Source organism: Roseburia sp. AM51-8 (assembly GCF_003478275.1).
Classification (GTDB): Bacteria; Bacillota; Clostridia; order Lachnospirales; family Lachnospiraceae; genus Pararoseburia; species Pararoseburia lenta.
The window spans coordinates 306,333-318,850 of sequence record NZ_QUEY01000002.1 but is presented as its reverse complement, the minus strand read 5'-3'; the positions used below and the strand labels follow the sequence as shown (position 1 = coordinate 318,850).

Here is a 12,518-nt window from a genome sequence, read left to right as displayed (position 1 = left end):
TTCTTACCTCTTTCCAAATCTTTTCTTCTTCCTTGACTGTTTCTCCAGATATTTGCGATTTTCTGTCTCAAAGTCAAGTCCTTTCTTTGCGCAACGTTCCTCTAAATCATGGATACGATCCTGTTCCTGTATACGATCAGTTTCTTCGCGTTCCCGTCTGGCAATTTCTTCCGGTTCTATCCATTCTTCTCCTTTGGATAAGGCAATCTGCTTCTGACGTTCACGCAAATCCTCGTTAATTTGCGGTAATTTCTTTTCAATATCAACAAACGGCAAAAGTACGATATAAATAATGGATGCCACAATATCAAACATATAAAATGCGAAAGTCATAAACTGAAGTACATCGCTGTTCGGTGTAATGCCCTGAACATCCACAAATCCCAGTTTTAAAATACCGGACTCATATCCTCCTGCGAACGGAGCCGTCAATATCGTTTGGACCGCAAGGACAATGGCAGGTCCAAGCAAGCCTTCCAGACGATAACCGGAATCATGTTCCACGCTGTCATAGGCATAACATACAAGTGTTGCAAACACATAAGCATTTGGAAGCATACCTGTCTGGCGCAGGAAGCCAGCCGCAATTGCAACCGGAATATTGGATGGGTTCAGTAGACCAACAACACTTCCTATCAGAACACAGATGTATCCTACAATGGATACGTTTTTTATCCCAAACTTCTTTGCCAATGGATAAATAGCAAAGGCTCCTATCCCCAGCGGAATACCGGTTGCGACCTGATAGAGTGTAAACATGATCGGGTTATCCGCACCTCCCAATAAGAACTTGATATAGAAGTACTGGACATTACCACCCTTAAAATTATCAACAATACTTCCTACCGTTACAATGATGGTCAACAAAACATAATATTTGTTGGTAAACAGAGCCTTCATCTGTTCTTTTAACGGAATCTTATTCTCATCTCCGTATTCCTGTGTGACATCCTCTGTGATTCGCTCACGGGTGTAGAAGTACTCCAGTAAAAGCAATGGTATGGCAATCACGGATAAGATGATCATCAGTAGTGGATAACCGCTAATGTCATTTTCCAGCCACATCGGAAGAACGACCATAGAAACCATCATTCCAATTAAAATTCCGGAAATCAATGTCCAGCATAACTGACGGACAAATTTCAAGCGCATCTTCTCCGATGGATTTCGCGATGTCAACGAAACGATCGTATCTTTAAAGACAAAGAAATAACTGGAACCCACGGTATGATAACAGATCAGTAAAAAGAAAAAGTAATACCAGTAAGCTTCTCCCAGATCATTCGGTCCCGCAAACTGAAAAATCAGAGCACCAATAATAATCGAACAAAAACCAAAAATCAGATACCAGGGACGCAGTCTTCCCTGTTTCGAATGTGTATGCTGAACCAGCCATCCGTTTAAGAGCCCCATACCGACTGCAAGGATCTTTGCCACAGTCATAACAACTTCATAACGACTACCCATAATACGAATCATATTCACATTTGCCGTACCATACATAGCACCTGTCTGCTGTGTGAAGAATTTTTCTACCAGTGCTGCAATCGTGTTAACAATTAAGATCAACCCCAGTGGTCCTATCAAATGTCCAAAGGCAATCTCTTTTGTCGATACTGCTCTTGTACGTGCCTTTGAATCCATAAAAGGCTTTTCAAACAATCCATGATCTAATAACCTAACTTCTTTTTTCATGTGTAACCCCCTACAAAATACTTCCATTGCTTTCTATTATTTTCTTGTATTCCCACGCAGAATCCTTAACAATTCTTTTTTGCGTCGGATAATCTACATAGACCAGACCAAACCGTGGATCATAGCCTTCCGCCCATTCAAAGTTATCCATAACAGACCAATGACAATATCCCAAAATCGGAATCCCTTCACTGGCTGCACGCTTTAACTGTCCAAGATAACGATAGATAAAATCACATCTCTGCGGATCATGGACGGCACCATCGATACTTACAACGTCGTGTTCAGCAACACCATTTTCTGTGATCATGATAGGCAGATGATATCGTTCGTACACGAAACGTACATTCCAGTACATAACGCGTTCATCAATGACCCAACCGAGGGAATTGCGCGGTGTTCCAGGCTTTGCTTCCTGTCTTTCTGCACCCCATTCTGCATAATTATAGGATGTATAGATATTTAATCCGACGAAATCCAATTCCTGATAGATGGCTTCCATATCTTTCTGATGTGATGCATAAATACCATAGGCACGCACCGGCTTTCCGGCAAGGATCGGATCCATCCACCATTTATTCCCCATCAGACCATTTCCTTTATCCATACTAAGTTCGCGCGCTCTTTGTATGTCGCTAGGACACTCTGTGTCGGGAACATACGCACCAGTTGAAAGTGCGATCCCGATCTTGACCGGCTGCTTTGCATACGCTCTGACCGTTTTGACCCCCTCGGCATGTGCCAACATACAATTGCGTGTCAGTCGCGACAACGCCAGATAGCGATGTTTGAAAGGCGCATGTTCTCCCTGCATATAACCATTCATGATAAAACAGCCCGGTTCATTCATGACGATCCACCACTTTACCCGATCTGAAAGCGCCTCCACTGCCACCCTGGTATAATCCTGAAACGCCGGAATGATTTTGGACGATAACCAGCCTCCTTTTTTCAGCATCCATACCGGCATATCCCAGTGAAAAATTGTAACCAAGGGTTCGATTCCTGCTGCAAGCAGTTCATCCACCAAATCCGAATAAAATTGAATTCCCTTTGGATTTACCTTTCCCTCTTCCGGTATCACACGAGACCAACTGATAGAAAACCGGTATGCCTTAAGCCCCATCTTCTTCATCAGAGCCACGTCTTCTTTCCAATGATGATAATGATCGCAGCTTTCATGACAGTTTTCCCCATGTTTGATCTGCTTTGGCTTGGCAATATCCCAAATACTCGGCGTTCTCCCATCTTCCTGCCAGCCTCCCTCTATCTGCGCTGCTGCAGATGATGCTCCCCATAAAAACCCTTCTGAAAAGCCCTCTTTTCCCATATACATTCACCCTTTCCGGGATCCCCTTTTCCCTTCTTTTTCTATCAGTATAAGAAATCTCCACGCCTCTGTATTGTAATATCGTACATTCTATTGTATATTTGAATCAGGAGGTTTTTACTATGATAGATGATTATTCCAACTTTTGCGAAATGTTTTTTGCTGCCCACTATCTGCCATTGCCTTGTACAAAGGTCATCAATATGTGTGTTCTGCCGGATTTTATGACAATACGGATCCTTATCCTTTCGTCACGCCAAAACTATGTGATGCTTCCTCACCATCCGTCTATGTATCCTCAGACACCGGGTACTATGGCTATGTCGTCTGCAAAGACAAACAGCATTTTTTCATCTTAGGGCCTGCCTATAGCACGCCTCCTGACAGATCTTTCATCCGTTCCTATATGACCAAGAATGGTCTGCCAATAGCAAGATATGACGAGATTGCATCCTTTTTAACCGCTATTCCCTTGTATACATATAATCAATTTCTGGAACTTTTACTTTTTTTGCATTTTATTCTCAATGGGGAAAAACTGGATTTAAACGAAGCCTTTCGTCTGACCGATACGAAATATCAGTTAGAGATCGGAAAACAACAGGCAGAACGTGCCTACACAGCAAGAGAAGAACAAGCACAGCATGGCACCTACCTCTTTGAGCAACAGATGCTTTCCCTGGTCCGTCAGGGCGATGTAATCGGTCTGGAGAATTTTTTACTAAGAACCGCCAAAACATTGAATGTCAAAGAAGGAAAACTGGCGGAAACTCCCTTGCGACAGGCTAAGAATTTATTGATCGGACTGGTTGTCAGTGTTGGTAAAGACGCTGCCATTCCAGGCGGCATGGACATTGAAGAGACCTATCAGTTGATTGATACCTATACACAGGAATGTGAAAAACTGCAAAGTGAAGATGCGGTCAAAAATCTCCAATACAATATGACCATGGATTTTGCCAACCGTGTAGCCATGCAGAAATCCCCCCGGACGATCTCTGCTGATACCAAGCAGTGCCTGCAATATATCACAACACATATCAACCAGCCCATTGGTGTTTCTGATGTTGTAGCGCATTCTTCCCATAGTCGTTCCTCCCTGCTCCGCCATTTCAAGGAGGAAACCGGTATGTCTGTAAACGACTACATAACCCTGCGGCGCATGAAAGAAGCTGCCTCTCTCCTGCGATATACAGACAAATCGCTTGGTGAGATCAGCAGCTATCTTTGCTTCTCCAGTCAGAGTTATTTTCAAAATGTGTTCAAAAAACACTACGGCATCACACCTCTGCAATACCGAAATCAACGAGCCTAAGCCTCGATACCTTCCATTTCAGCGTTGATGGTGTCCTCGCTGGCAGCCATAGCCTCCAGAGTCATGGATGTTTCTGATGCCCTTGCTGTTGACACTCTTTTCAATATCGTCATCGTATTCTTTGATCGCATCTTCCGTCAATGGCTCGATCAAAAGATCCTTTGCAAGCGATTTTGCTTTATGCTTTGCCTCATAAGAATAGCCGATCACGCTAAAGACAAGGGCACCGACAAAATTGACCATAAGGTCTTTCATGGTGTCAATGATTCCGATATCCAGATAACCGCCATCCACTACATAGGTATCTCCATTTTTTGTTTCTATGATCGTCTTTGTAATATCATAGATCCGCACCGGGGTCTGGGTTTTGCTTTCGTCCAAAGTCACGGAACCAATATTTGAGACAATGAAATCTTTTTGCATATCCAAGAGAAATACCTGATCAAAGGTAAATTCGACGAACTCCCAGATAACACCCACCGTCATAGAAAAGCAAAAGGCAACGATTGCCAGATAAAAGGGTGACAACTGCATGGATTTGCTACCGCGGTTTAAGATGTTGAAAAGAGAAAAGCCGATCGCCGCACACAGGAAACCGTTGATGGTATGTAACATGGTGTCCCATCCCGGAATCGCCGTGTAATACTTATTGACTTCTCCCAAGATTTCTGCCGCGTAGATGAATACATAAATGATCATCTGAAATACCGGCGGAATCTCTATTTTCAAAAGCTGCTCAAAAAGGGATGGCAGGAGAAACAGGATAAGAGAAAGAATACATATCGCCAGACTCTCGTAATTCCGTGTAAAAATGCAGCGTACTGCTGTCAAAATGACCAGAGTTCTGAGTATGGAATATGTAATAAACTGCTTTTTGTTCAAGGAAATTCTCGCTTTTAAACGCTTGATATATTTTCTCATGTGCCTGCTCCTTTTATTTTGCAATGATTCTTATATTTTAACATATCCCTTTTCAAAAAGTCTATGAATATGAACCGTCGTTTTTACTGAGAAATTACTGCCTTTTCCGAAAAGCACACTTCCAATATCCACTTTTTTGTCTTGAATGTCCACTTCTGAATCTCCAATGTCCACTTTTTCTTCATTCAAAAGTCCACTTATATGAAGATTTCTATTATCAGAAACAGTATCGTGGGTGTGTATTTTGGGAGCAGCACCGTTTGCGGCTCTCGGATTTGTGAAATACAACGGAATGACAGCGGAGAAATTTATATGGGCGTGGATTAAGTCTGAATTTCTTATGCCCAAGAAGTTGGTAGTTCACTCTACAAACACCTATCACTGACAGTGCCACATCGTTTTGTGCATTACCAAGGATTTAGATAAGTACGTCCTCTTGGTAAATTATCTTCTTCATCTTCTAAACTTTGCTGTATGTGATTATAAACATTATGAATACTTTCAACAAAATTTCTTACCCAATCAGGGTTTGTCTTAGAATAATCTCTCAAACTCCAACCGATGCTATATAATTCTGCAGCCTGCTTGTACGTTACAAAACGCTTACGAATATTACCATCCGCCAAGTTATACTTCTTCTGTTCCTGCATATCAACTTCTCCTTTCTGTTGCCATCCTTTATTTGCTGGCTTCTATCATTTACTTGGAGTTAAAAAAGCTGATTGCAAAAATTGGTCAAAAAAATATGATTTATTTTCAATTATTTTCTTATAAACCACTTTATATCTGCTTAAAATGGTGCACAAAAAAGGCATCAGCCGATTATTACCAATGCCTTATACCTTATCCTTTATTTGGTTCGCTTTGTTCTATTAGCCAATTTCTTATTTTTTTCATTTTTGGCTAATAGAATTATTTATCCAACAACCAATCCGCAATATCAATAACCTTTATTCCCTCATACTGGTATTCATCATGCCTGGTTCTGGCTATCACATACTTAGGGTATGCATCCTTAATCTGCAAAAGTGGAGCTACCTCTCTTTCAAAGGTCTTTTCTTCACTGATATTATCAGATACCTGAATATAGATTTTCTCACTCCGCTTTACTGCGACAAAATCTATTTCCTTCTTATATAATATACCCACATAAACCTCATATCCTCTACGCAAAAGCTCAACAGCCACGATATTCTCCAATATGCGTCCATAATCCATATTTTTTGTTCCAAGCTTTGCATAACGGAAAGTATGGTCACTCAAATAGTATTTGTTGTTGCTCGATAAATACTTTTTCCCCTTAATATCATATCTCCTAACCTTGTAGAACGCGAATGCATTGCACAGGTATTGCATATAATTACCAACTGTCGTATGGTGTATCTTCTCCTGCATGCTTCCGAGAGTATTGGTAATGTTACGCGCAGAAGAAAGATTAGACACATTATCCATAAGAAAATCCACAATTCTATCCATCAGCTGCGTATTTCTTATCTTGTATTTTTTGCGTATATCACGCACTATCAGTGTATCAAACACATCAGCTATATAATCGTACTTTGCTTCCTGATCTTTATAAAGATAGGAACCTTATAAAATCTTTTCTTTAATTGATTCATATAATTCTTCACTGCTCTCTTCCCAAATGTTCAAGTCCAAACTGCTCTACTAGTGCTTCGATCTGTGGGCGAATGTATTCCTCGCACCAACGCAACTGTCCATCATGATTCTCTTCCCGTCAAAATAAATTTCAGAAAATCTGCTTTTCCTCTTCCCCTGTATTCAAAATACAATGGCTTCACTCCTTCTGCCATAAATGATACACCTTTGCTCTCTTTCCATTTGTCAGAAGCCTCTAGCGGAATTTCTGCGACGATTTTTCCCGGTTCTGTCATCACGCGGAATAAACCGGAAGCTCCTCGCGTCACAACCTTTACATTTGTTTTTCCACTAAAAGCAAAGTATTTATATCCGACCAGTGTTTTATTTTCCAGATCCTTGACAAAGCGCGTATTCCCCTCGTGATTGACGTTAGGTGAATATTTTCCTTTTTGCACATTACTTAAATGTGGCATTTTTCCGTTGGTCAAGTTACAGCAAATTGCTGCCGGATATTTTCCTTCTGTCACAAGCGGTTCTCCGTTTAAACCACAACTTGTCATCTCCACCTGTTTAATGGTACCATCCGGCAAGATTTTTATTTCTTCTGCACATCCCTGTCTGGAAAAAGCGGTATTATGTGTCAGTCGATGATAAAAAATATAATATTTTCCATTGATGTACTCAATGCTTCCGTGATTGGTTCCCGTAGCAGCAAGGCGATCCTTCGCACTTCTGCCATGATAACCAATATCACCATTCGATACAATGACACCCCGGTATTTATATCCATGATCCGGATATTTACTGGTTGCATAGCATAGTTCATGGTTGACATGAGAAGAATAGATAAAATAATACAAATCTCCAAATTTACGTAAGGAAGCTGCTTCAAAAAAGCTATGTTTCCGCAGTTCACTGCCCTTTTTCGCATTGTTGAGTGCAGGCAGAATTCTTACCGGCTCACTTTTTACTGTAAGCATGTCACCACACAATTCCACAAAATTTGCTCCTAAAATGCTCTGCGGTTCTTCCTGCCTGATTTCTTCCACTGTTTTGTTAAAAACCTTGCTCATGATGCCCGGCATGATTTTCCTCATCACTGGTGCATGCGTATCCATTCCAAGTCCCCATCCATATGTAAGGTAAATATGCCCGTTATCATTTATAACCGCTGGGTCAAAGGGAATAAACCGTTGCATAGGTCTTCCGTCCGGATAGCAGACATCTCCATAATATTCATATTTACCGGCGGGTGTATCACACACTGCCACAGAAATCGGTCCATCAAATCCATGGTCTCCCCGACCTGATAAATCATAGTACAGATAATAGCGTCCGTCATTTCCCTGCACGACATCCGGCGCATACATATCCTGCCGTTCCTCACAGTAATGTCTGCATTGCTTGGCTTGATAAATTATTCCCTCACAACGCCAATCTGTTAAGTCATCAACTGGTGCAGACCACGCTTCATAATCGAGAAGACAAAAACAGTCCCCGCCCTCCTTATCATGGCTGCCATAAATATAAACTCTATTACCAAACACATGTGGTTCTCCGTCCGGAATGTAAGTGTCTAACGGGAGATATGGATTAAATACCTGTTTCTTCATTTTGCCTCCTTACTTTCTTCTTACTCAAATTGTGCATAATCTGTTTCGGATACCTGACTCATTTCCTCATCATCCCATAAATTAATGACTCCGATACCCATTTTTTCTGAAGTTCCAATAACCTTGTTACCATGCTCTGATATGCTTCACTCTCATACTTTGTTCCCGTATAAAATACGACCGGACAGTTCCACGTCTCCTTTGGATTATTCCTTAATTCACTCTATATCATATCGAACAGGTTTATTCCTAACACATTTTAGTTTATCTATAAACCATCACTTCTTGCTGGCGTATGGAATAACGCAACTTTCCATCTCCCCCAATCACATCACATCCATCCTTACCGTCTTATCCATCCCATCCGCTGTCTTGATATGTATAGTAACTTCTCCTGGCTCATATAAAGATCTTATCACAATCTGACATCTGCCCTGATAGGTCTTCTGCGCATTATCCGTAAAAGATCGATTAGAGTAGGGCTTCGCTGTACCTATGCCTTGAATCACTGCAGGACCTTCTATTGAAACCGTCAACTCTTTTTCTTCTGCGGGGCACCATATTCCTGCTTCGTCTATGGACTCCAGAATAATGTAATTCAAATCCTGTCCATTTGCTTTCATGTTTTTTTCTCAGCTTTCACACTTAATTCTGAGATACCGTGGCCAGAAGAAAGCACCGTCCTAGCTAATTCCTTCCCCAGAAGATCATAGGATATTGCAGTGAGCGTCCCCTTATCATATTTGCAGACAAAATCAGTGCGATAGCCCTTAACTCTCTTCTTTCCAAGTGTCTTTCCATTTAATTCAAGCTTTACATAGCTTCCATTACTGTAGACTTCAACATGAGCCTTCTCGCCTTCATACCCGGGCCAGTTCCAGCTAGGTATGGCATCCGTAAATCTCCATGCTTTCTTTAAGACTTTCTGTGAACTCATATTAACCGGTCGAACGCCAATATATATATCTTCCAGTCCCCAAACCACCTTTTGAAATCCATTTTGTGCATCTGCATTTCCTAGGATATCAATTGCTCCACTTCCGGCTAAAAGTGGCATCTCTTTACTCGATTCATACTGCCATGCGCCAATTCCTGCTTCTCCGATATAATCCATAGCGGTCCAGCAAAAGTCGCCAATTAAGACATTTGAACTCATCACTCTTGACCAATTATAAGCCAAATCACCAATATATGTTTCCGTACCAAGCAATATTCGTTCTGGATGATTTTTAAGTTCCATATCATATCTGCATTGCCCATAATTTAATCCCAATACATCAAAGCAACCTGCTATCCCATCCACAACAACTCCCGCCTTTTTTGTCTTGGTCTGGGTTGACATTAGAGATCCCAATTTCTGTGCAAGAGCATTAAAGAAAGCGGAACCCGATTTCTTTTCTTCAACATAATCTAATTCTGGTAATGGTTCAGCTACATATTCGGCTTCATCTCTATATATTCCCATTCCCTGTTTTGCCCAGACAGTGAGCATAATATTTATTCCACAGGTTACTGGTCTTGAACTATCCAGCTTCCTTACAAATTCTGTCATTTCTGAAGCCAGCTTAATTCCTTCTTCCGTACCAACTTCACTAACCTCATTGCCTATAGAATATATAATGACAGAAGGATGGTTATAATCTCTCTCTACCATTGTCGATAAATCACTTTTATACTCATCCCAAAATACTCTGCTATAGTCATGATGATTCTTTGGCATATACCACCCATCAAACGCTTCATCTAGTACATACATTCCAAGCTCATCGCAAGCATCTAGTAAGCTTTCAGAACAAGGATTGTGTGACGAACGAATTGCGTTATATCCGGCTTCCTTTAGTATCCGAACCTTACGATATTCTGCATCTTTGAATGCACAGGCTCCTATCACACCATTATCATGATGGATACATCCACCTCTTAACTTTTCAACCTGTCCGTTGATTGTTAACCCCTTCTCTGAACTCCACTTCAACTCACGAATTCCCAACTTCTTCTCTACATATTCAGACTCAGTGCTAATCTGACAGGTATATAAATACGGCGTTTTTGAACTCCACAAATTAGCATTTTCAATCACAAGGTCACCGAGTGGTCCTTCAGCTACAATCTTACCATCCGCATCTATTATTATTACATTTGCATTCTTCATGTTACATGAAACATGAATAGTAGGGGGATTGATACAAACTGTATTGATTCGAACATCATCAATATGTGTTCTATCTCTCCTAATCAGTGTTACCATTCTATAGATTCCGCTGCCGGAATACCATCTGGTATTGGGAACGAGTGTATTATCAACAATGACTTCCAAAACATTTTGCCCATCAACACTTGCATCCGTTATGTCCACATCAAATGGAGTGTATCCATACAAATGATTTCCTACATTTTGCCCGTTTAATAGAAGTTTAGTTCGACCGTATACCCCATTAAAATGTATTATTATCTGCTCATCCGAACTTCTGCTATCAAGCGAAAATTCCTTCTTATAGACATATTTCCCGCCCGGAAAAAATCCTGTCTTATCACCATTTCTATTTGAAAAACTTCTTTGTTCATGAATCATTGCATCATGTGGCAAATTAACATGACAACTAGACCCATCCTCTTTCATCAAAAGCCAATCTCTATTGAAATCTAATTCCATTTTTTTCTCTCTACTATTCTCTGTTTTGTCCAATCTCTTTTTTGATTTGATCCATTTTGTCGTCCAGTTTATAAACACTGATAAGAACAAACAGTATTACTCCCACGATAATAGGTGCATAAATGGTTAATCCCTTGATTCCTGCCATTGCCAAAGTACTCTGTGTGTCTGCACCACTAACAAATCCTGTTGCTCCCATGATAAGTCCAGCCACACCACTTGCCACTCCGGCTGAAATTTTTTGACCTGCACTGCTCACCGCTGAATAAGCACTTTCAACCCGGTATTTCATTTTCCATTCGCCATAGTCCATGCAATCCATAAGCAATAATCCAATAAAATAAACCATAGGAAGTGTTCCAAATGAACATACAAGGGAAGTTATTGCATAAAGTACAAGATTTAATGGTGCAAACGCTCTCACAATACATGCAAGTAAATTACATAACAATCCCATCTTAAGAACCTTAGTTTTTCCCCACTTTTCAAGCATTTTAGGAATAAACAAAAGAAAAATTGGGGTTATTAATGCAGTCGCACTGATGATTGATAATAATGTAAGATTACCGACGTTATATGTAAAGTAATAGCCTGTTACAATTGTTCCCAAATTTGAATTAAAATAATAAAAGAATACTAATCCAAGACAGATCAATACATATTTATTGCCAATAATATGCTTGATCATATCCAATACAGAAACCTTTGTTTTTTTAGCAGTATCATTTGTTTCATTTGTAAATGGAATTTCTTTTACAAAAACAAATCTGAGTGCAGCTAAAATGATAGAAGGAATACCCATTGCCAAAGCCAAAACAGTCCATCCCTGCCTTTTAGCACATAACGTGGTAATAATTATAGGCATTGCAATTGCAAGTATTGTGCTTCCATAGGTTACAATTGCTCCACCTATTGCAAGAGTAGATGACTTATCCTTCTCATTTGGCATAGCCTAAGCATATAAACCTGTTCAGAACAGTTAAAAAATGTTAATGCTACAGAATTGATAAGCGTATAACATACAAAAACGTATGTGAGTTTTGCTGTTGTACTAAAGAAACTTGGTACAGCAAAAATTAGAATAATAAATACCCACGCGACAGAAGCAAATAATGAATATGGACGTCCCTTTCCCCATTTTGAATTTGTTTTTTCGATAATGTATCCTGCAATTAAATCTGTAAAACCATCAAATATTTTTGATGCCATCAGTATTCCTCCAACAGATGCCGATGATAAAAGCACACTCTGCGTCAGATAATATGTCAGATATCCCGCCATTATTCCCCACAATCCATTCGATGTTAGAGATGGCAAATTCCATACCACTTTTTGAAACATTGTTATTTTTTTCTCGCTCATTTTGACCTCCTACAGTATACGAACATC

At 40.2% G+C, this 12,518-nt stretch carries 12 protein-coding genes and 2 pseudogenes; 3 read left to right on the top strand and 11 right to left on the bottom strand.

Annotation, left to right across the window (positions count from 1 at the left end; translation table 11 throughout):
- Positions 1–3: 3 nt before the first annotated feature.
- Complete coding sequence (locus DW996_RS05250) at positions 4–1,695, bottom strand: MFS transporter (RefSeq protein WP_158575216.1); 1,692 nt, start codon at positions 1,693–1,695, stop codon at positions 4–6.
- A gap of 10 nt (positions 1,696–1,705) precedes the next feature.
- Positions 1,706–3,025, bottom strand: coding sequence for a glycoside hydrolase family 1 protein (locus DW996_RS05245; protein WP_118280698.1), 1,320 nt, complete (start codon positions 3,023–3,025; stop codon positions 1,706–1,708).
- 122 nt (positions 3,026–3,147) lie between these two features.
- Between DW996_RS05245 and DW996_RS12890 the strand changes: the two genes are divergently transcribed.
- A complete protein-coding gene (locus tag DW996_RS12890) occupies positions 3,148–3,384 on the top strand; it encodes a hypothetical protein (protein WP_147403530.1) in 237 nt (78 codons plus the stop codon).
- A gap of 47 nt (positions 3,385–3,431) precedes the next feature.
- The gene (locus DW996_RS05240) at positions 3,432–4,340 is read left to right on the top strand and encodes a helix-turn-helix domain-containing protein (RefSeq protein WP_147403529.1); all 909 of its coding nucleotides are present in this window, start codon (positions 3,432–3,434) and stop codon (positions 4,338–4,340) included.
- Between the two features lie 18 nt (positions 4,341–4,358).
- On the opposite strand, the gene DW996_RS05235 is transcribed toward DW996_RS05240, so the two are convergent.
- Positions 4,359–5,261 (bottom strand): hypothetical protein, encoded by a 903-nt coding sequence (locus DW996_RS05235; RefSeq protein WP_118535070.1) that lies wholly within the window; start codon positions 5,259–5,261, stop codon positions 4,359–4,361.
- Between the two features lie 30 nt (positions 5,262–5,291).
- The gene (locus DW996_RS12985) at positions 5,292–5,450 is read right to left on the bottom strand and encodes a hypothetical protein (protein ID WP_158575214.1); all 159 of its coding nucleotides are present in this window, start codon (positions 5,448–5,450) and stop codon (positions 5,292–5,294) included.
- A gap of 31 nt (positions 5,451–5,481) precedes the next feature.
- Here DW996_RS12985 and DW996_RS05230 point away from each other — a divergent pair.
- A pseudogene (locus DW996_RS05230) lies at positions 5,482–5,643 on the top strand (PrgI family protein); the annotation flags it as partial.
- A gap of 25 nt (positions 5,644–5,668) precedes the next feature.
- Here the strand turns inward: DW996_RS05230 and DW996_RS05225 are convergent.
- From DW996_RS05225 to DW996_RS13580, 7 genes and pseudogenes are all read right to left on the bottom strand, one after another.
- On the bottom strand, positions 5,669–5,911 hold the full coding sequence (locus DW996_RS05225; RefSeq protein WP_118535069.1) for a DNA alkylation repair protein: 243 nt from the start codon (positions 5,909–5,911) through the stop codon (positions 5,669–5,671).
- 262 nt (positions 5,912–6,173) lie between these two features.
- Positions 6,174–6,851: pseudogene (locus tag DW996_RS05220) on the bottom strand (ATP-binding protein); the annotation flags it as partial.
- Between the two features lie 131 nt (positions 6,852–6,982).
- A complete protein-coding gene (locus DW996_RS05215) occupies positions 6,983–8,476 on the bottom strand; it encodes a family 43 glycosylhydrolase (protein ID WP_118535068.1) in 1,494 nt (497 codons plus the stop codon).
- Positions 8,477–8,802: 326 nt separating this feature from the next.
- Positions 8,803–9,099 (bottom strand): hypothetical protein, encoded by a 297-nt coding sequence (locus DW996_RS05210; protein ID WP_118535067.1) that lies wholly within the window; start codon positions 9,097–9,099, stop codon positions 8,803–8,805.
- The gene (locus DW996_RS05205; RefSeq protein WP_118535066.1) at positions 9,096–11,129 is read right to left on the bottom strand and encodes a glycoside hydrolase family 2 protein; all 2,034 of its coding nucleotides are present in this window, start codon (positions 11,127–11,129) and stop codon (positions 9,096–9,098) included. The genes DW996_RS05210 and DW996_RS05205 overlap by 4 nt, the downstream gene beginning before the upstream one ends.
- Before the next feature lie 13 nt (positions 11,130–11,142).
- Positions 11,143–12,078 carry an MFS transporter gene (locus tag DW996_RS05200; RefSeq protein ID WP_118535065.1) on the bottom strand — a complete coding sequence of 312 codons (936 nt, stop codon included), beginning with the start codon at positions 12,076–12,078 and terminating at the stop codon, positions 11,143–11,145.
- Complete coding sequence (locus tag DW996_RS13580; protein WP_118535064.1) at positions 12,039–12,491, bottom strand: MFS transporter; 453 nt, start codon at positions 12,489–12,491, stop codon at positions 12,039–12,041. Before DW996_RS13580 ends, DW996_RS05200 begins: the two co-directional genes overlap by 40 nt.
- Positions 12,492–12,518: the final 27 nt, after the last annotated feature.

Excerpts from the sequence above, each read along its gene's own strand:
- DW996_RS12890 (WP_147403530.1), top strand. The coding sequence starts at position 3,148 with ATGATAGATGATTATTCCAACTTTTGCGAAATGTTTTTTGCTGCCCAC.
- DW996_RS05250 (WP_158575216.1), bottom strand. The coding sequence starts at position 1,695 with ATGAAAAAAGAAGTTAGGTTATTAGATCATGGATTGTTTGAAAAGCCT.
- DW996_RS05200 (WP_118535065.1), bottom strand. The coding sequence starts at position 12,078 with ATGCCAAATGAGAAGGATAAGTCATCTACTCTTGCAATAGGTGGAGCA.
- DW996_RS05235 (WP_118535070.1), bottom strand. The coding sequence starts at position 5,261 with ATGAGAAAATATATCAAGCGTTTAAAAGCGAGAATTTCCTTGAACAAA.
- DW996_RS05225 (WP_118535069.1), bottom strand. The coding sequence starts at position 5,911 with ATGCAGGAACAGAAGAAGTATAACTTGGCGGATGGTAATATTCGTAAG.
- DW996_RS05240 (WP_147403529.1), top strand. The coding sequence starts at position 3,432 with ATGACCAAGAATGGTCTGCCAATAGCAAGATATGACGAGATTGCATCC.
- DW996_RS05205 (WP_118535066.1), bottom strand. The coding sequence starts at position 11,129 with ATGGAATTAGATTTCAATAGAGATTGGCTTTTGATGAAAGAGGATGGG.
- DW996_RS05210 (WP_118535067.1), bottom strand. The coding sequence starts at position 9,099 with ATGAAAGCAAATGGACAGGATTTGAATTACATTATTCTGGAGTCCATA.
- DW996_RS13580 (WP_118535064.1), bottom strand. The coding sequence starts at position 12,491 with ATGAGCGAGAAAAAAATAACAATGTTTCAAAAAGTGGTATGGAATTTG.
- DW996_RS05215 (WP_118535068.1), bottom strand. The coding sequence starts at position 8,476 with ATGAAGAAACAGGTATTTAATCCATATCTCCCGTTAGACACTTACATT.
- DW996_RS05245 (WP_118280698.1), bottom strand. The coding sequence starts at position 3,025 with ATGGGAAAAGAGGGCTTTTCAGAAGGGTTTTTATGGGGAGCATCATCT.